Genomic DNA, 19,734 nt, shown 5'->3' on the forward strand with positions numbered 1-19,734 from the left:
TTAATGAGAAATGAAATTAGTACCATAATCGAACTAAGTGAAGCTAATTTTTACTCAAATTGTATTTTAGGTTATGGGCACTTTAATTCGATTCATCCAGGCCATATTAGATATTTAAAGCATGCCCGTGAAATTAACAAACTTTTTGTTGTGGCAATTCTTAAGGATCTTTCCTGCGAAGGATTGATTTTCAACCAAACAGAAAGAGCAAATTCACTTGCCCAACTTGGAATTGCTGATGCAATAATCCTTCTACCAGATAACAGTCTCAATAAAGCTGTAAAAAAAATAAATCCAAAAGAAGTTATATTAGGCAAAGAATATGAAAACTCAGAATTAGAAGATATTAAAGAAACAATAAAAACGCTTCATAAAACAAAAAAATCAATATTTTTTCATGCTGGAGAAATAAGTTATGCCAGCTCTGAATTATTGACAATATCTGAAGATAATTTAAAAAACAAACGCGAGAAGGAATTTTTAAAAGCTTTAGAAAGACAAAATATAACCGTTGATTGTTTAAGGGAAGCAAGTAAAAACATAAAAAAATCTAATTTAATAGTTATTGGAGATTCAATTTTAGACCAATATACTGCTTGCGAAGCTATAGGAATGAGTGCCGAGGCGCCTGTAATAGTAGTGAAAGAATTAGATCAAAAAAACTTTTTGGGAGGAGCATCTATTGTCGCCTCTCATATTTCTTCTATAGGATCTAGTTGTAAATTTATTTCCATAATTGGCAATGATGGTGAAGGTTCTTGGATAAGAAATTCACTTAAAGAAAATTCAGTGATTTCTGAATTAATAATTGATCAAAGTAGACCAACAACTTTTAAGAAAAGATATCTTGTTGAGAATCAAAAACTTTTTAGAGTTAGCCGATTAGATGATCATATGATTACAAAAGAAATGACAAAATTAATTCTTAATAAGGTAGAAAGTTTATCATGCGAATCTGAAGGTATTGTTATTTCGGATTTTGCTTATGGTCTAATTTCAGATGAACTAATAGAGGGATTAGAAAAATGTGCGAAAAAAAATAATCTCAAATTATATGGAGATTCTCAATCGAGTAGTCAAATTGGTGATATTTTAAGAATGAAAAATTTTACGCTTCTTTGTCCAAATGAAAAAGAAGCCAGAATTGCTATGAATAATAAAGATATCGGCCTAGATGAGTTATGTAGAAAGTTGATGGATAAAACAAATTGTCAAAACCTTATAATGAAACTTGGTGCTAATGGATTTGTAGTTTATTCAAAAAGCCTAAATAATAGTCTTCAAATTCAAGCTTTCCCAGCCCTATCAGTAAATCCAGTAGATGTTTCAGGCGCTGGCGATACATTATTATCTATAATGGCTACAGGTATGTGCAATGAATCTTCAATAATGAAAATAGCAGCACTTGCATGTTGTGGAGCTTCTATAGCAGTAGATACTATGGGCAATAACCCAATAGATATTGATAAAGTTTTGAATAAGGCTATACAAATTATTAGCAAGAATTAGAGAAATTTAATTTTCTTTTCGATTTAAGCAGATTCTCTTTGTGTTAATATGTTTTCCTAAAAACTAATCTATGAATATTTTAGTAACAGGTGGGAACGGTTATAAGGGCACCGTATTAATTCCAAAACTTTTGAAAGAAGGTCATAAAATTACTTCAATAGATTCAAATTTATTTGGTAACTACTTAAAACCAACTAAAAACTTAAAAATCATAAAAGAGGATATAAGAAATATAAAGCAAAGTCACTTCTTAGGGATAAATGCAGTTATTCATTTGGCCAATATAGCAAATGATCCTCTTGTAGAATTAGATCCCCATTTAAGCTGGGAGGTTAATGTCTTAGCAAGTCAGCAATTGGCAGAAAAAGCTTATAGAGCAGGTGTAAAAACTTTTATTTATGCAAGTTCTGGAAGTGTTTATGGAATTAGTGACAAAGAACGAGTAACTGAAGATACAGAGTTACTACCTATCTCGGAATATAACAAAACAAAAATGGTAGCAGAAAGGATTTTTTTAAGTTACCAAGACAAAATGAAAATTTTTTGTATAAGGCCAGCTACTGTTTGCGGTGTATCTCCAAGAATGAGGCTAGACGTTTCAGTAAACATACTAACTTTTTCTGCCTTATCAAAAGGGCTAATAACTGTATTCGGTGGGAATCAAATACGCCCAAATATTCATATAGATGATATTTGTGATTTATACTTGTTTTTCATAAATAAATATAGTGAACTTGAATCAGGATTTTATAATGCTGGTTTTGAAAATATCTCAATATTAGAAATTGCTGAAGAAGTTAAGAAACTTTTACCAAATACGAAAATAGAGATAACTCCCTCAAATGACCCAAGATCTTATAGGCAATGTTCAGATAAAATTTTAGATTTGGGGTTTATTCCTAAAAAAAGTGTGAAACATGCTATCTCTGAAATAATTGATTCCTATGAATCAAAAACTCTTAACACAAATGAAACATGTTTTTCTGTTAAGTGGTTAAAAAAAAGTTTACATAACTAGAAAATGGAACCTATTTATTCATTATGTATTTGCAATTACAACATGAACGATACTCTAGAATCGAGCATAAATAGCCTACTGGCACAAATCAATGAACGAACGGAAATAATTGTAATAGATGATGGATCTAGCGATAATTCAGTTGAAACTCTAAAAAGAATTAAGTCTAAAAATAAATCAAATTTTAATTTTATAGCCTTATTGAGGGATCATAGAAGGAAATTAGGAGAGACTAGAAATTTATCAATAAAAGCAGCTAAAGGGAAGTATGTGATTTTACATTTGGATACTGATGATGTGTGGGAACCTTATATAAATTCTTTTATAAATGTCTATCATGAATTGGAAAAAAGGCTAAAAATTAAGGATTTTTTCCTCAGTGGTAAACAGATACAAATGACCACTAAAGATTTAATGATTAAAAATCCATACGAAAATGTTTACTATGGAGAAGATAGACTTTTATGGTCTAAACTAGCAACTTTTGGAAAACTAATTACTATTGAACATAAGGTTTTTAGAAAAAGAATTCCAATAAAGAAAAGAAGAAAAAAAGTCTTAAAGGTCTTATCTTCACAATATTCTGCTATGAGTATCTCTTTCTCTTATTCTCCCTCAATATTTATTACTTTCAAACAATATATAAAAAGAATTTTTCTTTCATCTGACTGGGGGTATAGAATTTCATTTCTTAATTTTATTCTATTATTTCCCTCAAGTATAAATGGCATTTTTAATCGAAAAAAATTATATAATCTTGCTAGATGGGATTATAAAGAAATAAGCAAAATAAATCTATTGGAAATTGAAAAAGAAACTCGTAATTCTCAAGGAAACTTTAATTTAAACGAAGATGAGAGATCAATATTCTTTTTAAAGTGAACATTAAAGTAAGATAATTAGATATACAAAAAGATAATATGAGAGAAATAGATTTCATGAGTTCACTTCATAAAAGTACAAAGAGAAATTATTTAGAAAGAGTAAATGACAAAGAATTCCCAAAGTCTAAAGCAGCAACTCTAGCAAAAAAATTTGACTTTGATTACTGGGATGGAGACAGACGAATTAACTATGGCGGATATAGTTACAAACCAGGCAGGTGGACAAAAGTTGCCCAAGAAATGATAAATACTTACAATTTAAAATCTGATTCAAAGATTCTTGATATTGGTTGTGGTAAGGGATACTTATTATATGAATTTAGAAAATTACTTCCAGAATGTGAAGTTTTTGGTATTGATATTTCAGAATATGCTATTAAAAATTCTCATGAAAAAGTAAGAGAAAATTTGAAATTAGGATCCGCCAATAATCTCCCATTTAATTCAAAGATGTTTGATTTAGTAATTTCTATAAATACTCTACATAATTTATATTGTTTTGATCTTTTCTCGGCTTTAAAAGAAATTGAGAGAGTTGCCAAAATAAATAAATATATATGTGTTGAAAGCTATAGGAATGAGGAGGAGAAAGCTAACCTTCTATACTGGCAAGTTACTTGTGAGGCGTTTAATAATCCAAAAGAATGGGAATGGTGGTTTAATCAAAGTGGATATACTGGGGATTATTCATATATATATTTTTCTTAAAAAAAGATTAATGTTATTATCTTAAAAAAAATTATGAATTCAAAAAGAAGTGAGCCCTGGTTTAATGAAAGACTAAATTCAATTACTGGTCAGAAAAATTGGTGTAAACAAGATGAGATTATTTATAATCAAACTAATCGTCATGCTTCAAAACTTAATTTTTTTTATCAAGCATTTGAGTTTATTTCTGAAAATTCAATTTTTGGAAATTATCACGAATTTGGTTGTCATAGATGTAGAACATTTAGGATGGCTCTACTAGAAAGTAGTAGACATTTTCTAGAAAATAAAATGAGATTCTTTGCCTATGATAGTTTTAAGGGTTTGCCCAAGGTAGAACAAGATCATGAATTTGGATCTAGATGGAACGAGGGAGCTTTATCAACTAGTAAAGATGAATTTAAAAAATTGATTTTAGATTCAGGATTTAAATTAGATAATGTAAGATTAATTGAAGGCTTTTATGATGTTAGTCTTCCCAACATAGATAAAAAAGAAATCTATTCTGATGAAAAAGCCTCTTTAATTAATATAGACTGTGATCTCTATGAATCAGCAGTCCCTGTATTTCAACATATTGATTCTTTAGTTCAAGAGGGGACAATTTTATACATAGATGATTATTTTTCTGGATATAAAGGAAATCCTCAAAAAGGAGTTTCACTTGCATTAAATGAATGGAAAAATTCTACGAAATGGAAGCTCGAGAATTATCGCGACGTTGGATATGCTGGAAGAAGTTACGTTTTATATAAATAAAATAAATATTACTTTATAATTATTTTACTGAATTTAAAAAAATGTCATATATATCAGAGCCAAGTTTTGAAGGTAGTTTTGATAGATATATATTTAAAAAAAACGACAACAAATTTATTAAAGAATTAAGAAATGATATTTCCAATTGTCTTAATATTAAAAAATTAGAAGAATTGCATTTACAGGTTGAATCAGAAAAAATAAATGAATTAAGAATAAAGGCTTTTAAATCTATAAACAAAATTAGTGAATGGAAGAAAAAAATTCTAGATCTAATTAGTCCTGAAATTTATGAGATATTAGGACTTGATTTAGCTATTCAAAAAAACTTAAATCTTTCTATTCAAATGCCCGGAGAAGTAAATTCCATATTAGAAAAACATGTAGATTATAGAACTGGAGATTCTCCATTTCAGAGAGTTGTCTGGATTCCAGTTACTAATTCATATGATAGCAATTCTATTTTTATGCTTGATAAAGAATCAAACTATAAACCAATTAATATAAATTATGGAGAATTTTTAGTTTTTGATCCTAATACTGAACATGGAAATATCGTAAATAAAACTGATAAAACTAGAGTATCAATTAACGTTAGGGTTAAAAACTGGTTTTCTCCAGATTTATCAAATTTTGCTCCTGATAGACAATTTGGAGTTTATTATGAAGACTTATGTTTTTCAGAATCAACAATTAGAGCTTTTGAAATATTAGATAAAGAAAATGAATAGAAAATCTTGCGTTTATGTTATCCCTTTCAAAGTAAATAATTGGCAATTACCTATAAGAGTTCAAGTTTCATATGCAAGAGACTATTCAAAAAGAAAAAATTTAATATTTTCTTTGCCAAAATCAGAATTACTTTTTTCAAAAAAATATAATACATTAAATTTACTTTTAAAAAATGGATTTTCTGAATTTATAATTTTTAGTGAAATATTGATAGCAAATAAAGAATGTCTAAAAATATTAAAAATTTGGAGAGAATTTTTTAAAAAAGATAATTCTGCATGTCCTTTGTTTCACTTTACTTATAGCGATGAATCAATGGATATTAATAAATTAATTTTGACTATAGAAAAAGTTATTAGAAATAAAAAGTATGCTATGTCATATAAAAACCTAAAAACCTTGCGTAATAAAAATATGAAAAAATAAAAGGACTCCTATAGATTTAATCTATCTATAAATTAATTAAACTAATTATAAATCTTATAAATTTAAAATATAAACTTATAAAAAATAATATAATTCTCCAAAGAAAATTAGAAATGAAGTTTGAAAACCTAAGAATTGATTTTGAATTTTTTACATTAAAAAGAGTTTTTATTGGAAAAAATTTAAAAAATTCATTAATGACAATTCTTTCTTCAGCTGAAAAATGGTCAAAAGGATTCCTTGTATTTCCCCAAATATTTTTTACTCCAAGAATATCAATACCGAAATAGAATAATAATTTGAATTCTTTTTCATTTGTGTCAAAGGTCGCATATTTATTTTTTAAATGATCTTTTGGGAAAGAATTTATTTTGTTCTTTATAGATTTATAAATTATATTATAGATCTCTTTATTTTCTTTACTTTGGAATTCTCTAGGAAAGTAGCTTAGATGTGAGCCCGCTTCTGGAATTTCCTCATACTTATCGATAGGTATAACCTTCTTTCTATAGTAATTTTTTCTAACTAATTTCATATCAAATGGCTCATAAATTTTTAAATATTTAAAAGGGAAAGATGATGCATGTTTCCATGTCGAAATGAAATTAATATATTGAGGGAAAAATCTATGCCAATACATTTCATATACTCTTATTGAATTAGCAATATTAGGGAACTTAGAAGGAGATATTATCTCATCAATATCTGAGATAATAATCAGATCATCATCTTTTGCATTATCTAATCCCCTCCTTATTGCATTTCTTGAAACGATTTCTCTATGCCAAGCATCATCCAGAATAAAATCTTTTTCTGATAAGTAAACATATATTATTTTGGGATTTTTTTTTAAAAAGTTACTGTCTATGATAGTACTTTTTTTCTTACCTCTAAAATCAACACTAGATTCAACTATTACAAAATAATCTACAATTTTTTCATATAATTTTAATCTTAGGTTTAATAAATTAACTTCTCCTGAGAAACAAAAACAATCATAAATTTTCATAATAATAGTCCTAATTAACTTTTTTCAAATAGACCAATTTATAATTTCTCATCAGAGAGAATTCTACCTTTTTCTAATTTTAAAATCCTATTACATAATTTTAGATTTTCTAAACGATGAGTAATTATCAATATTGTAATATTTTTTTTAAATTTTATTAACTCTTTTAATATCCTAATTTCAGTGTTTAAATCAAGTGAGTTTGTTGACTCATCTAGTACTAACAAATTTTTATTTTCATAAAGTGCTCTTGCAATAGAAATTCTTTGAGATTGACCTCCGCTTAAATTAACTCCTCTTTCTCCTACATTAGTTTCAAATTTCTGAGGTAACTCGGAAATAAAATCATATATCTGGGCTAACTTCGCTACTTTAATAAGTCTTCTTGAATCTCTATCTTTTTTTTTAACTCCAAAAGCAATATTTGCTGCTATGGAATCATCAATTAAAAACGTTTGCTGTGGAACATGACTTATTGATTGCCTCCATGAATTTAACAATCTTCCATTTGAAATTAATTTATCATCTACAAATATTCCACCCTCCATTGGTCTTAGGAGCCCAATTAATAAATCTATAAAAGTAGTCTTTCCAGCACCAGTTTCTCCTACTATACCGATTATATCTCCAACAGATATTTTTAAACTCAGATTATTTATTATTTTGTTTTTCTGATTAGGATATGAATAATTTACATTTCTAAATTCTACATATTTTTTAAAATCTAATGGTTTTACTATTTTAAAGTATTTGTTCCTATTTTTTTCTTTTCTTATAACTTCTAAAACTTCTAATGAAGGAATTCTTGAAGCATTTAGGTTTATCCAACTACTAAAAATTTGTTGAAGTAGAGGCAAAAATCTCTGAGCTCCTAGTCCTAAAGTACCAATAGCTACTAAGGATGATTGATTTAAAGAATCTGTATTATTTGAAAATAAAGCAATAAATCCTATAAAAGAGAAAGCAATAACTTCAATAAAATATTTTGGAGCTAATATGAGATAAGCCAAATATGAAGAGATTCTTCGCATTGGGAAATCATTTTTTTTATAGTTATTTATATAGGTAGAATAATTATTACCAAGAATAATATCTTTGATTGATGATAATGATTCCTGCGTAATCTTAATTTGTTTCTCTCTAAGTCTTATTTCTCTTAATGTAAAATTCTTTATAAGATTTTGATATCTAAAAGTAATACCTACGTATACAATAAAAAAAGTAATAAAGCTTATAATAAAAACTTTTGAATCAATAAAAAACAGAGTCCCAAAAATAACAAGAGATATCAAAGAAGAAGTAATCAACTGAATACTTGATTTTATGTAATTACCATATGATGAAATTTGGTTCACTAAGATAGTTAAATTGAAAGAAGATGAATCCCTTATAAAATTTTGATAATCATTAGTTATGATACTTCCAAATGTTTTTGTACTAATTTCACTTTCAATAGAAGCTGAGAATATATTGCTCGTATATAGTTGAACAATTCTAAAAATATTTGCAACTACTACTGAAAGAATAAATAAAATAGATATTGTAATTAAAGAAGAAAATCCAAATAAATCAATTAATTTATAAACAAATTTATTTAACAATAATATGTTTATATTATCACTCCCTGAAATTACACTTAAAAATGGTCCGATAATTAATAAAGAAAGAGAATCAAAAAAACTTGTTATGGGAGCTATTAATAAAAGAAGTAATAATTCAATCTTCCTCCTTTTACTTAAAATAGATAAAGTTTTTTTAATTAATATAATATTATCTTTTATGGTCTTATGAATCTTCATTTAATTACAAATAAATCTCAATACTACCTTTTTAAAAAGATCTAAATTCATATTAATAAACTTAATAAACACTTAGTTTAAATACAAAAACCATAAATAAAATATAACACTTTTTATAAATAACAGATATTTGATTTAGGCATAATTAGCCAATTCGTCTTGGCGGTTCATCTATAAATTTAATTTTTTGATTAAGAGATTTAAAGCTTTCAGAATTTTTATTTACAGCTATCCAATTACATCCAATATATTCTTCTAAAGTATATTTATAGTTTTTATATATTTCTATATATTTTGGATATAGTTTTCCAATGTAATATCCATAGGGACTTAAAAAATCATAAAATTCAAAAATACTTGGTGTACAAGCAGCAGTTGATCTTTCAAACTGAATGATATCAATTTTAAAATTTTTCAAAGAGTTTTCAAATCCCTTTAAAACTTTCAGTTCATAGCCTTCAACATCAACTTTCATTATTTTTATATTCTCTTCAATTCCCTCTTCTGAAAGAAAATAATCCCCTTTTATAAGTTCAATAATTATTTTATTTTTATATGTTAATCCTGTATTTTTGCCCTCAAATGTATTTCTACCAGAAAAATCACTTCTTTCGTAAAAATATTTTTTTTCGGAAGAATCTGATAAGGCTTTATTAATAGTGAAAATATTTAAAACATTTGATGTATTTTTTATTAATTTTTTGTAAGTTTTTGGTGAAGCCTCAATTGCATAGATTTTTGATTTCGGAAAATATTTATAGCATTTGAGCGAATATTCTCCTATATTTGCTCCTATATCCAATATTGTTTCACTGTAATTAGTTGATAAATTTTTTAATAACCAATATTCTCCATTTGATTCAGGATCATAATTAAAATTTTCTATATCAGCATATACTTTAGAAGATATAGCAAGAACCCTTTTTTTAATTTTTTCATTTGAGAGAACTAAATTTATTACTAATTTATAGATAAATCTCTTCAATTTAAAATTTTTGAAATTCTTCATTAATCTCTTTTTTAATCTTTGAAACTTAATATGAGTTAGGAAAAACCTTTTTAATTTAAATAAAAAAATATTTTCTTAGATTACCTTAAAAATAAAAAAAGTAATTTATAAGCATTAATAAAATATAATAAATTAAAATTGAATCTTTCAAAGTTATTATTTTAAAAACTTACCATAAATTTTGAATTTTGATATATGACTTTCTTAGACATAAAAAATGCAAAGGCAGCAATTCTAGTTAAGCAGAATTCCCCTCTAATTGTAGATGATATTCAATTTCCTAAACAATTAGATTACGGACAGGTACTTGTGAAAGTTTTAGTAAGTGGGATTTGCGGTTCTCAACTTGGAGAGATTTCAGGGGCAAAGGGGGAAGATAAATATATTCCACATTTACTGGGTCATGAAGGCTGCGGAATAGTTAAAGCTATAGGACCTGGAGTTAAAACTGTAAAAGTAAATGATAAGGTTGTGATGCATTGGAGACCTGGATCAGGCATCCAATCTGATCCTCCAAAATATAAATTCCAAGGAAGAGACTTAAATGCTGGTTGGGTAACAACTTTTAATGAATATGGGATAATCAGTGAAAATAGATGCACTTCAATAAATAAAGATTTAGACCCAGAAATTGGTTCGCTACTTGGGTGTGCAGTTACTACTGGTTTTGGTGTTGTAGAAAATAATGCAAAATTAAAAATTGGTGAATCAATCGTTATTTATGGGGCTGGAGGAATTGGTTTAAGTGTGATCGAGGCTGCAAAAGCCGTTTCAGCATGGCCAATAATTGCTGTTGATATTTTTGATAATAGATTGAATCTAGCGAGAGAGATCGGCGCAACTCATATTATCAATGGAAAGTCAGGAGATGTTGAGAATAAAATTAATTCGATTTTAAAAAATAAACCTCTTAATGTATTTATTGATAATACAGGTATCCCATCAATTATTGAACTTGGTTATTCATTAGTAGATAAGTTTGGAATAATTGTTTTAGTTGGGGTTCCAAAAATTGGAAATAATATAAATATATTTTCTCTACCTTTACACTTTGGTAAAACCATAGTTGGTTCTCATGGTGGAGAATCTAATCCTGATTCTGACATCCCAAGGTATATTAATCATTTCATAAAAAATAAAGTTGATCCAAAAAAAATAATTACACAAAGATTTGATCTTGAAAATATAAATAAAGCAATAGATTCAATAAAAAGTGGAGATACTGCAGGAAGAATAATTATTGAATTGTCTCATAAAAAATGAGATAATAAATAAAGCCAAATAAAATGATATTGTGAATGAAAAATTTCTAGTTATAGGTAGTAATAGTTTTAGTGGATCACATTTTGTTTCTGATTTAATAGATTTAGATATAAAAGTATTAGGAGTAAGTAGATCTTTAGAACCTAAAGACGTTTTCTTACCTTATAAGTGGAATAAAAAATATTTAAATAATTTTCAATTTAATAAAATAAATTTAAATGAAGATCTAAATGAACTTCTTAAACTTATCGAAGAATTTGAACCTACTCATATTGTAAATTTTGCTTCTCAAGGTATGGTTGCCGAAAGCTGGGACAATCCTATTGATTGGTATAAAACTAATGTGATTTCGCAAGTTGCATTGCATGATGAATTACGTAAATTAAAGTTTCTTAAAAAATATGTCCACGTTACAACTCCAGAGGTTTATGGAGATACAGGAAGTGGATGGATAAAGGAAAACTTTAATTTTTCTCCAAGTACGCCTTATGCAGTTAGTCGGGCTGCATGTGATTTACATTTAATGAGTTTTTTTAAGGCATATAGCTTTCCAGTTATTTTTACTCGTGCGGCAAATGTATATGGTCCAGGCCAACAACTTTATAGAATCATTCCAAGAACAATATTAAGTGCTAAATGTCATAAAAAAATGAATCTTCATGGAGGAGGTTTATCGGAAAGATCTTTTATATTTATTAAAGATGTAACAGAAGCGACACTTAAGTTAGCATTAAATGCTGAGCCTGGAACATCATGGCATTTATCAACAAAGAAAAAGATTAGTATTAAAAATTTAGTAGAAAAAATTTTCGATATTGCAGGTAAAAATCCTAATTCTCTTGTAAATAATACGCAAGATCGTCTTGGCAAAGATCAAAATTATTTACTTGAAAGTTCAAAAATAAGAGATGCCTTCAATTGGGAGGATAAGGTAGACTTAGATTCAGGATTAAAAATAACCATGGAATGGATTCAAGAAAACCTAGAAGTTTTGAAAAATATTTCTTGGAATTATTCTCACAAGTCTTGAGGAAAAAAAAAAAAGATTTAAAAAATATATGCATAGATTAATGAAAAATTTAAAAAAATCATTTAAAGAAAAATATAATGAAAAAGAATTACAAAAAATTGCTACCAAATTAAGGAAAAAAATAATTACTACCTCTCATAGAGCAAAAATTCCACATTTAGGTTCTTGCTTATCTTGCATTGATTTATTAACCTATTTATATTGGAGTGAATTATTTATAAATCCCTCTGACCCAAAACATATAAATCGAGATAGATTTGTTCTTAGCAAAGGACATGGAGCTCCAGCGATATTTCAAGTTTTAGCAGAAAAGAATTTTTTCCCAGTTACTGATCTTAATAACTTTGGCAAGGCTGGAAGTTTATTTCATGAACATCCTCCTAAACCTGGTCTTGTTCCTGGGATTGAAGCTGCTACAGGATCACTTGGGCATGGTTTGCCTATGGCTTTAGGAATGGCATTAGCGTCAAGGATTCTAAAACTTAATTTCAGATGTTATGCAATGCTCAGTGATGGGGAATGCAATGAAGGAAGTATTTGGGAAGCTGCAATGATGGCTGCAAGTCAAAAAGTTGAAAACTTAATAGTAATAATTGATTTTAATAAATGGCAAGCGACTGGAAGAAGTAAAGATATTTTAGCTTTAGATCCATTAAGAGAAAAATGGTCTTCGTTTGGATGGCATACACAAGAAATTGATGGCCATGATTTTTCTCAAATAAATGATGCTTTTATAGAAGCTAGAAAGATTAAATCAAAGCCAAAAGCAATAATTGCAAATACTATAAAAGGAAAAGGAGTAAGTTTTATGGAAGATGATAATAATTGGCATTATAGAGTTCCAAACAATACAGAATTAGAAAATGCTCTTCAAGAATTAGACAATATCAAATGAGAACTGCATTCGCAAAAGAAATAACAAACATCGCTGAAATGAGGAAAGATGTAGTTTTACTTTCTGGGGATATAGGCAATAGAATGTTTGATGACTTTAAATTAATTGCAAATTCAAGATTTTTTAATTGTGGAATCGCTGAAAGTAATATGATGAGTGTTGCCTCTGGTATGGCACTTTGCGGTTTGAGACCAATAATTTATACAATCACCCCATTTACCACTATTAGATGCTTAGAACAAATAAAAATAGGTGCCGCTTATCACAAAGTTCCAGTAATAATTATCGGAACTGGTTCTGGGCTATCATATGCAGAATTAGGGGCAACTCATCATTCCTTAGATGATGTCTCAGTTATTAGATCTATTCCTGATATAAGAGTTCTTGCTCCATGCGACAGTAGCGAATTAAAAGCATTTTTACATCAATCTCTTCAAAGTGAATTCCCAACATATATGAGAATAGGAAAAAAAGGGGAACCAATTCTTACTAAAGAATCTAGCAAGATTGAGATAGGGAAAGCGAATATACTTAAGGATGGGAATGACATAATTATTCTTGGAATTGGCCCAATTTTAAATGAAGCTTTAGAGGCTGCTAATAACAAAAATATTGATAGAGAAAAGGTATCTGTAGTAAGTATGGGTTCAGTCAAGCCATTAGATACAAATTTTTTAAATCAAATTAACAAAAGAAAATTTAAGAAATGGATAATTCTTGAAGAACACTCAATAATAGGAGGTTTGGGAAGTTCAATAATTGAGTGGAAAATAGATAATAAAATTAAGACTCCTGAGATTAAAAGAATGGCAGCTCCAGATAAATTTATTCATAATCTTGGGAATCAAAAATATATAAGAAAAGAAATTGGACTTGACTCTAATTCAATCTTGCAAGAAATAATATTTTAATAATGAGAGTAGGATTTGATTTTGATAACACCTTAATAAACTATTATGGAGTTTTTTATGAAATAGCCCTTAGCAAGGGTTTAATCCCGCCATCAATTAGTAAAGATAAAAATAGTGTAAAGGAATATTTGAAAAAAAATAATAAAGAGGATGCTTTTACCGAAATACAAGGCTTAGTTTATGGTAGAGAAATTTATAAGTCAAAGCCTACAAAACATTTATTAACTGGTTTAAGTGAATTATTAAAGTTTGCAAAAAATGAAGATCTCTTTATAGTAAGTCATAAAACAAAATATCCTTATATTGGAGAAAGAATAAACCTAAGGGAAGCTGCTGAAAAGTGGATCGAAGAATTCTTAAAGATTAATAAAAGAAAAATTTTCCCAAAAAATAATATTTTTTTTGAGGCCACAATAGAAGAAAAAATCGCAAGAATTAATTCTCTAAAATGTGACTATTACTTTGATGATTTACCTCTTATTATCGAAAAATTGCCTTCGCGAATTAAAGGAATCTTGTATGATCCTTTTAACAAATATGAAAATTACAATTTAGATAAAATTTCTAATTGGACATATATTTATGATTGTTTTAAGTAACTATGTCTAATATCGATTTAATTATCAAAAAACATTTAGAAGATACAGGAGAAAAAATAACCCTTATCAAGGAAATTCATAAATCTTTAAATGGAAGGCTTTATAAAATAAAATATAAAAATAAAATTTCCATTCTTAAACTTTATAAATCAGAAGATAAAATTAGATACCATAGAGAAAAAGAAAGTCTTTATATTTTAAATAAAAACCATTTCGAATTCTGTCCTAAATTATTTTACTTTAATAATTTTTACAAGTATTTGATTATTGAAGAACTGAAAGCAAATAAACCAATCCCAAATAATAAATTTAAGTTTGATCTAGCAAAATATATAGAAAATCAGCAAAATTATATTCTTCCTATTGATAAGAATAAAATGATGAATGCTTCTGAAGCTGGTTTTAGTATATTTGAACATCTAGGAATAGTTAAAAAAAAAGCAAATTTTATTTTAGAAAAACTAACTTCACAAGCTCAAACAAAAGAAGCTTGTAAATTTATATCACATGAAATTTTCCCATGGCTGAATTCATATGAAGAACAACTAAGATTAAATGATAATTACTTTAATAAAATTAAAATTTCAGAAATAATTTTTTCTCAATCAGATATAGGAGTACACAATTCATTTATAAATAATCAAAAGATTTATACATTTGATTATGAATATGCTGGTTTAGATGATCCCGCAAAAACAATTTGCGACCTATTGATTAATCCTGATCAGATTATTAACAAAGATGATTTCAATATAGTGTTAGAAAAAATTTCAACTCTTAAAATATTCAAAAATGCAATTGATAGATTTAGGATAATCTTACCTATCTATAGATTAAAATGGTTTCTTATAATTTTAAATGGTTATTTAAAAGAAGATAAACAAGGATCTGAAGATAGTTTTAAAATTTTAATGAAAGCGTTTGATTATCTTAAAAACAGTGAAGAAATTATTCAAATTATTAAAGATTTTTAACCTGAAATTATTTTAAAATGAAAGTTTTATTAACAGGATCAAATGGTTTCTTAGGTGGTAATTTAAAAGATTTTTATATTAAAAAACCATACTTATTACATTTTTATAATAGGCAAAAGTCCTATTATGAAATTCTAAAAGGTAATGAAGAATTTGATTTAATTATAAATACGGCTTCTGCAACTCCAAAGAACTGTGATAATAAATTAATCCTAGAGTCAAACATTGTTAATACATCAAAATTATGCAATATAGCTTTGAAATGCAAAGTAAAGTATTTCATAAATATATCTTCAGTAAGTGTCTATGGGAAACCCAATACAAGTCAGCTTACAGAAGATAGTCCATTGGATGCAAAAGATAATTATGGATATTCAAAATTATTATCAGAAGAAATTATCGATAGTAATCTCAAAGCATTTATGAGAGTTTATCATTTTAGAGCTCCAGGAATAATTGGGAAGGGATCATTCCAAGCTTCAGGAAATTTTATTTCAACATTAATTCATAAATTAAAAAAAAATATTCCCATAGAAATACATTCACCTAAATCAAAGTTTAATAACATTACATCTGATTATTCAATTTACAGGTGTATAAATCATGTCCTACAAAATAATATAGAATCTGGGGCTTTTTTAATCGCATCAAATCAATCTTTGCTTCTAGAAGAATTAGTAGATTTTGTCAAACAAAAAACAAAATCTTTATCTTCTATCAAGTGGATTGAAGAACCTTTAAATCATCAACCTTTTATTATAGATAATGCAAAATGTAATAAATTTAAATTCCCAATACGAAAAACACGTGAAGAATTAGAATATTACATAAAAGAGATAAGAGATTATGAATAAAAAAGCATTAATTATAGGTGGCGGGTTTGCAGGCTGCTCAGCTGCTCATCAACTAGAACTAATAGGGAACTGGGATGTCACTTTAATAGAAAAAGCAAATTATCTTGGGGCAGGTAATAAGACCAGATGGTATGGAGGTCATCCTTATACATTTGGCCCACGTCATTTTTTAACGCCTTATCAAGAAGTTTTTGATTATATAGATAAAATTATTCCAATTAGAAAATGTCCTGAACATGAATTCTTAACATATGTTGAGAGAGATAACGCTTTCTATGCATATCCAATAAATATGCAAGATGTAAGAGAAATGCCCGATTACGAAATAATCGACTCAGAACTTAAATCAATCAAAGAATCGCAATATAAAGGGGTAAAATTTGCAAGAAATCTTGAAGAATATTGGATCGCAAGTGTAGGTCAAACTTTATATTCAAAAATGATTGATAAATATAATAAGAAAATGTGGTTAGTTGAAGATAACAAATCAATTGATACCTTCAATTGGTCTCCCAAAGGAGTTGCTTTAAAAGATGGCCCAAGAGCAGCATGGGACTCAGCAATTTCTGGATATCCCTATGCTAAAGATGGATATGATAAATACTTCCCTTTTGCTACAAAAAATACAAAAGTTCTTTTAAATACAACTTGTCAAATCGTAGATATAAATAAGAAGAAAGTACTTATAGAAGGTGAAGAATATTATTTTGACCTTATCATTTCTAGTATTGCACCAGATATATTTTTAAATGAAATTTTTGGACCTTTAAAATACATTGGCAGAGAGCTAAAACTTATGGTTTTCCCTTCAGAATATATTTTTCCCGAGAATGTATATTTCCTTTACTACGCAAATGCTGAGCCTTTCACTAGACTTGTTGAATACAAAAAATTTACTCACCATAAATCAAACACAACCTTGGTTGGGATGGAAATACCAGCATTAAATGGAGGATATGAATATCCTGTACCATTTAAAGAAGAACAAAAAAAAGCAATGAAATATTATGAAGCAATGCCTGAAGGGGTTTATTCAATCGGCAGAGCTGGATCATATCTATATGGAATTGATATTGATGATTGCATTCGACAAACAATGATTATTTCTGAAGAATTAAAAGAGGGAGGGCAAGATAATACCGTGCCTGGGAAAGAATATCAATTCCCAGAATTATAAATCAATTTTTATATTTGATTTTAAAAATACAGCTTCCGAATTAAATGTCCATCTATAACTTTGAAAGAAATTATAATCCTTTATTGATTTTGCCGAATATTTTTTCAATATTTGATTACGATTAACAGAGGGATCCTGCAACTCTAGAAATAATTTCAACGCTATTAAAAGATCTTCTGAACTATTAGATACAAGTTTTATTTCCTTTTTTTTAAAAAGAGATGAAAATCTAGAAGGTATATCTAATCCTAAATTTACAAATTCCTGAAAGGAAATTTGATCCCCAGAAGATGAAAAATACTTCTTCCAAATAACCACATCATTTGCTTTTAGAGGCATCCAAAATGGAATGTGAGAATTAGTAAATAAAACAGGAATATTTCTCATTAAGGGAATAACACTTGCACCCGTCGAGCTGCCAATAAAATATTTACAAGATATTAGAGACAATAAATTTTCAAATTGACCAACCTTATCTCGTGAATCAAAAATTCTATAAGTTATAGATAAGGCATCTAGCTTTTTAAGAAGTTCACTTCCAGGTGAATGGGTAAATGCGATGGAATAGTCTCTTTGAAATAGATAAACACACACATCAAAGTAATCCACTCCACTAACATTTCTAAGGGACTTCCTTTCTTCTTTATAAAATGATGAATTCCTTAAATTAAGGGTTACTAAGCCATTTTTTTTTATCTTACTTTTAAAGTTTAACCTAGCTTTATCAAGCTCAATATCTTCTAATTTTTTTTCTATGTCAAATGAGATAGAGTTTGAAATCTCTTTAGAAAATTCAGAAAAATGATTCTCTTTAAAAAATTCAAATTCTTTTGTATCTATTGAGCAAAATTCGAACCAAGATAAAGAAGAGTAAAAAAATCTCAAACAAAAATCTTTAACAAAAACAAATTTTTGAAAAGTTTCTTCTGATAGATAATCAAAAATATGTTGATTTTGGTATTGAAAAATTCTTGGCAAACATACTACAAAATTGAAATTACAAAATTTATTTTTTTTTTGAGCTGCAATTGATGCTAGCCATAATAAAGAACCAATTTGAGATAAATCAATTTTTACGATTTTTAATGGAAAAAATGGACTAATACTCAAATATATTAATAATGAGATTGGAGAAAAAATTAAGGTTGCTGAGTACCAAAATATCGGTATGAGATTGCCTAATTTTCTTGTCTTAAGAAATCCAACAAAATATTTTTTTCTAAGTCTATCAATAGAACTTTCTTCAACGAATTCGTGGGGTGGTACTAATTGATAATCAACCTTACTCCAAAATTTTCTAATGTTTTTAAAAACAAAAATTTTTAAATTTCGAAAATTAGGAAAACTTTTACCAATCAAAATAAATAAAGCTTTGAGATAAAATCAAAATAGAAATTGAATATTATCTAATTAAAATTTTTACAATAAAATATTCTATTACTTCCTAAGTAATATATCAAAAAGGTTAAAAGTCTTATTATTATTTCAGTTCGCATCTGATTTTTTTATCTTAAGAATATTAAAAATTACGAATTATATTTTTCTCCAAACAGCAAGTAATTTTCCTTGAAAAATAACTTCATCTAAATTCAACTCAATTGGTTCATATGCTGGATTTGCTGCCTCAAGAAATATTTTTCCTCCTCTCTTAACAAAATATTTTAAAGTTGTTCCTAAACCTGGAACCAATGCACTAACAATCATTCCGTTTCTAAGAGAGTATGAATCTTTAATTGGCTCCATCAAAACCATATCTCCATCTGCAATACATGCATCTATCATAGAATCACCATTAACTGTAAGAGCAAAAACATTTTTCTTTTTTAAAACATCAGAAATATCTAAATTCTCTTGAACATCAGAATAAGTTTCAATTAAACCTCCAGCTGCGACTGAACCCATAATTGGTACACCTTCTATAATTTCATCAACAATTTGCATTGTTCTTGCTTTACCTTCTTGCCAAGAGATGTAGCCCTTTTCTTGCAAATGTTTTAAACGACTTTGAATTGGAGCAGGAGATTTTAATCCCATAGCTTGCATCATTTGTCTGATGGATGGACTATGTTGAAAGTTTTTCATATATTCCTTTATCCATTCATAAAGCTCATCCTGAGCTTGGGTCAGCTGGTCGCCTGAAGAAGCATCCATAAAACATATGTACTCTAATACATTTGT

Annotated in this window: 20 protein-coding genes; 15 read left to right on the forward strand and 5 right to left on the reverse strand. The window is 27.6% G+C overall.

Annotated features, from left to right (window positions below; translation table 11 throughout):
- The first annotated feature begins 3 nt into the window (after positions 1–3).
- The 7 genes from A9601_RS15925 to A9601_RS15955 all read left to right on the forward strand — a co-directional run bounded on the left by A9601_RS15925 (position 4) and on the right by A9601_RS15955 (position 6,036).
- Positions 4–1,509 carry a PfkB family carbohydrate kinase gene (locus A9601_RS15925; RefSeq protein WP_011818862.1) on the forward strand — a complete coding sequence of 502 codons (1,506 nt, stop codon included), beginning with the start codon at positions 4–6 and terminating at the stop codon, positions 1,507–1,509.
- Positions 1,510–1,579: 70 nt separating this feature from the next.
- A complete protein-coding gene (locus tag A9601_RS15930) occupies positions 1,580–2,527 on the forward strand; it encodes an NAD-dependent epimerase/dehydratase family protein (RefSeq protein ID WP_011818863.1) in 948 nt (315 codons plus the stop codon).
- A gap of 3 nt (positions 2,528–2,530) precedes the next feature.
- Positions 2,531–3,409, forward strand: coding sequence for a glycosyltransferase family 2 protein (locus tag A9601_RS15935; protein WP_011818864.1), 879 nt, complete (start codon positions 2,531–2,533; stop codon positions 3,407–3,409).
- A gap of 56 nt (positions 3,410–3,465) precedes the next feature.
- The gene (locus A9601_RS15940; protein WP_225866249.1) at positions 3,466–4,119 is read left to right on the forward strand and encodes a class I SAM-dependent methyltransferase; all 654 of its coding nucleotides are present in this window, start codon (positions 3,466–3,468) and stop codon (positions 4,117–4,119) included.
- Between the two features lie 33 nt (positions 4,120–4,152).
- Positions 4,153–4,878, forward strand: a complete 726-nt coding sequence (locus tag A9601_RS15945; RefSeq protein ID WP_011818866.1) for a TylF/MycF/NovP-related O-methyltransferase — start codon at positions 4,153–4,155, stop codon at positions 4,876–4,878.
- 41 nt (positions 4,879–4,919) lie between these two features.
- Positions 4,920–5,609 carry a sporadic carbohydrate cluster 2OG-Fe(II) oxygenase gene (locus A9601_RS15950; RefSeq protein ID WP_011818867.1) on the forward strand — a complete coding sequence of 230 codons (690 nt, stop codon included), beginning with the start codon at positions 4,920–4,922 and terminating at the stop codon, positions 5,607–5,609.
- A complete protein-coding gene (locus A9601_RS15955) occupies positions 5,602–6,036 on the forward strand; it encodes an LIC12192 family sporadic carbohydrate cluster protein (RefSeq protein ID WP_011818868.1) in 435 nt (144 codons plus the stop codon). Before A9601_RS15950 ends, A9601_RS15955 begins: the two co-directional genes overlap by 8 nt.
- 25 nt (positions 6,037–6,061) lie before the next feature.
- On the opposite strand, the gene A9601_RS18250 is transcribed toward A9601_RS15955, so the two are convergent.
- The 3 genes from A9601_RS18250 to A9601_RS15970 form a co-directional block, all read right to left on the reverse strand.
- On the reverse strand, positions 6,062–7,045 hold the full coding sequence (locus A9601_RS18250) for a beta-1,4-N-acetylglucosaminyltransferase-like protein (protein ID WP_011818869.1): 984 nt from the start codon (positions 7,043–7,045) through the stop codon (positions 6,062–6,064).
- A gap of 38 nt (positions 7,046–7,083) precedes the next feature.
- Complete coding sequence (locus tag A9601_RS15965; protein WP_011818870.1) at positions 7,084–8,844, reverse strand: ABC transporter ATP-binding protein; 1,761 nt, start codon at positions 8,842–8,844, stop codon at positions 7,084–7,086.
- A 145-nt stretch (positions 8,845–8,989) separates the two neighbouring features.
- The gene (locus tag A9601_RS15970) at positions 8,990–9,853 is read right to left on the reverse strand and encodes an FkbM family methyltransferase (RefSeq protein WP_011818871.1); all 864 of its coding nucleotides are present in this window, start codon (positions 9,851–9,853) and stop codon (positions 8,990–8,992) included.
- Positions 9,854–10,048: 195 nt separating this feature from the next.
- Between A9601_RS15970 and A9601_RS15975 the strand changes: the two genes are divergently transcribed.
- The 8 genes from A9601_RS15975 to A9601_RS16010 are packed head-to-tail and all read left to right on the forward strand — an operon-like array spanning position 10,049 to position 17,556.
- On the forward strand, positions 10,049–11,116 hold the full coding sequence (locus A9601_RS15975; RefSeq protein ID WP_011818872.1) for a zinc-binding dehydrogenase: 1,068 nt from the start codon (positions 10,049–10,051) through the stop codon (positions 11,114–11,116).
- A 31-nt stretch (positions 11,117–11,147) separates the two neighbouring features.
- On the forward strand, positions 11,148–12,146 hold the full coding sequence (locus tag A9601_RS15980) for a GDP-mannose 4,6-dehydratase (protein WP_011818873.1): 999 nt from the start codon (positions 11,148–11,150) through the stop codon (positions 12,144–12,146).
- Between the two features lie 40 nt (positions 12,147–12,186).
- Positions 12,187–13,041 carry a transketolase gene (locus tag A9601_RS15985; RefSeq protein ID WP_041484561.1) on the forward strand — a complete coding sequence of 285 codons (855 nt, stop codon included), beginning with the start codon at positions 12,187–12,189 and terminating at the stop codon, positions 13,039–13,041.
- Complete coding sequence (locus tag A9601_RS15990; protein ID WP_011818875.1) at positions 13,038–13,952, forward strand: transketolase family protein; 915 nt, start codon at positions 13,038–13,040, stop codon at positions 13,950–13,952. Before A9601_RS15985 ends, A9601_RS15990 begins: the two co-directional genes overlap by 4 nt.
- A 2-nt stretch (positions 13,953–13,954) precedes the next feature.
- Positions 13,955–14,551: a hypothetical protein gene (locus A9601_RS15995; RefSeq protein WP_011818876.1), complete on the forward strand. Its 597-nt coding sequence runs from the start codon at positions 13,955–13,957 to the stop codon at positions 14,549–14,551.
- Between the two features lie 2 nt (positions 14,552–14,553).
- A complete protein-coding gene (locus A9601_RS16000; RefSeq protein ID WP_011818877.1) occupies positions 14,554–15,525 on the forward strand; it encodes a hypothetical protein in 972 nt (323 codons plus the stop codon).
- Positions 15,526–15,542: 17 nt separating this feature from the next.
- The gene (locus A9601_RS16005) at positions 15,543–16,379 is read left to right on the forward strand and encodes an NAD-dependent epimerase/dehydratase family protein (protein WP_011818878.1); all 837 of its coding nucleotides are present in this window, start codon (positions 15,543–15,545) and stop codon (positions 16,377–16,379) included.
- Entirely contained in the window at positions 16,372–17,556 is a 1,185-nt protein-coding gene (locus tag A9601_RS16010; RefSeq protein ID WP_011818879.1) for an FAD-dependent oxidoreductase, read from the forward strand. The genes A9601_RS16005 and A9601_RS16010 overlap by 8 nt, the downstream gene beginning before the upstream one ends.
- Here the strand turns inward: A9601_RS16010 and A9601_RS16015 are convergent.
- Both A9601_RS16015 and lexA read right to left on the reverse strand, forming a co-directional pair.
- The gene (locus A9601_RS16015; RefSeq protein ID WP_011818880.1) at positions 17,551–18,915 is read right to left on the reverse strand and encodes a TIGR04372 family glycosyltransferase; all 1,365 of its coding nucleotides are present in this window, start codon (positions 18,913–18,915) and stop codon (positions 17,551–17,553) included. The two genes, A9601_RS16010 and A9601_RS16015, sit on opposite strands and share 6 nt — an antisense overlap.
- Before the next feature lie 174 nt (positions 18,916–19,089).
- On the reverse strand, positions 19,090–19,707 hold the full coding sequence (gene lexA / locus A9601_RS16020) for a transcriptional repressor LexA (protein WP_011818881.1): 618 nt from the start codon (positions 19,705–19,707) through the stop codon (positions 19,090–19,092).
- Positions 19,708–19,734 lie beyond the last annotated feature (27 nt).

The organism is Prochlorococcus marinus str. AS9601, from assembly GCF_000015645.1.
GTDB lineage: Bacteria > Cyanobacteriota > Cyanobacteriia > PCC-6307 > Cyanobiaceae > Prochlorococcus_A > Prochlorococcus_A marinus_O.

What these genes read in the sequence shown, in the direction of transcription:
- A9601_RS15925 (WP_011818862.1), top strand. Translation starts at nt 4, where the DNA reads ATGAGAAATGAAATTAGTACCATAATCGAACTAAGTGAAGCTAATTTT.
- A9601_RS15930 (WP_011818863.1), top strand. Translation starts at nt 1,580, where the DNA reads ATGAATATTTTAGTAACAGGTGGGAACGGTTATAAGGGCACCGTATTA.
- A9601_RS15935 (WP_011818864.1), top strand. Translation starts at nt 2,531, where the DNA reads ATGGAACCTATTTATTCATTATGTATTTGCAATTACAACATGAACGAT.
- A9601_RS15940 (WP_225866249.1), top strand. Translation starts at nt 3,466, where the DNA reads ATGAGTTCACTTCATAAAAGTACAAAGAGAAATTATTTAGAAAGAGTA.
- A9601_RS15945 (WP_011818866.1), top strand. Translation starts at nt 4,153, where the DNA reads ATGAATTCAAAAAGAAGTGAGCCCTGGTTTAATGAAAGACTAAATTCA.
- A9601_RS15950 (WP_011818867.1), top strand. Translation starts at nt 4,920, where the DNA reads ATGTCATATATATCAGAGCCAAGTTTTGAAGGTAGTTTTGATAGATAT.
- A9601_RS15955 (WP_011818868.1), top strand. Translation starts at nt 5,602, where the DNA reads ATGAATAGAAAATCTTGCGTTTATGTTATCCCTTTCAAAGTAAATAAT.
- A9601_RS18250 (WP_011818869.1), bottom strand. Translation starts at nt 7,045, where the DNA reads ATGAAAATTTATGATTGTTTTTGTTTCTCAGGAGAAGTTAATTTATTA.
- A9601_RS15965 (WP_011818870.1), bottom strand. Translation starts at nt 8,844, where the DNA reads ATGAAGATTCATAAGACCATAAAAGATAATATTATATTAATTAAAAAA.
- A9601_RS15970 (WP_011818871.1), bottom strand. Translation starts at nt 9,853, where the DNA reads ATGAAGAATTTCAAAAATTTTAAATTGAAGAGATTTATCTATAAATTA.
- A9601_RS15975 (WP_011818872.1), top strand. Translation starts at nt 10,049, where the DNA reads ATGACTTTCTTAGACATAAAAAATGCAAAGGCAGCAATTCTAGTTAAG.
- A9601_RS15985 (WP_041484561.1), top strand. Translation starts at nt 12,187, where the DNA reads ATGAAAAATTTAAAAAAATCATTTAAAGAAAAATATAATGAAAAAGAA.
- A9601_RS15990 (WP_011818875.1), top strand. Translation starts at nt 13,038, where the DNA reads ATGAGAACTGCATTCGCAAAAGAAATAACAAACATCGCTGAAATGAGG.
- A9601_RS15995 (WP_011818876.1), top strand. Translation starts at nt 13,955, where the DNA reads ATGAGAGTAGGATTTGATTTTGATAACACCTTAATAAACTATTATGGA.
- A9601_RS16000 (WP_011818877.1), top strand. Translation starts at nt 14,554, where the DNA reads ATGTCTAATATCGATTTAATTATCAAAAAACATTTAGAAGATACAGGA.
- A9601_RS16005 (WP_011818878.1), top strand. Translation starts at nt 15,543, where the DNA reads ATGAAAGTTTTATTAACAGGATCAAATGGTTTCTTAGGTGGTAATTTA.
- A9601_RS16010 (WP_011818879.1), top strand. Translation starts at nt 16,372, where the DNA reads ATGAATAAAAAAGCATTAATTATAGGTGGCGGGTTTGCAGGCTGCTCA.
- lexA (WP_011818881.1), bottom strand. Translation starts at nt 19,707, where the DNA reads ATGGATGCTTCTTCAGGCGACCAGCTGACCCAAGCTCAGGATGAGCTT.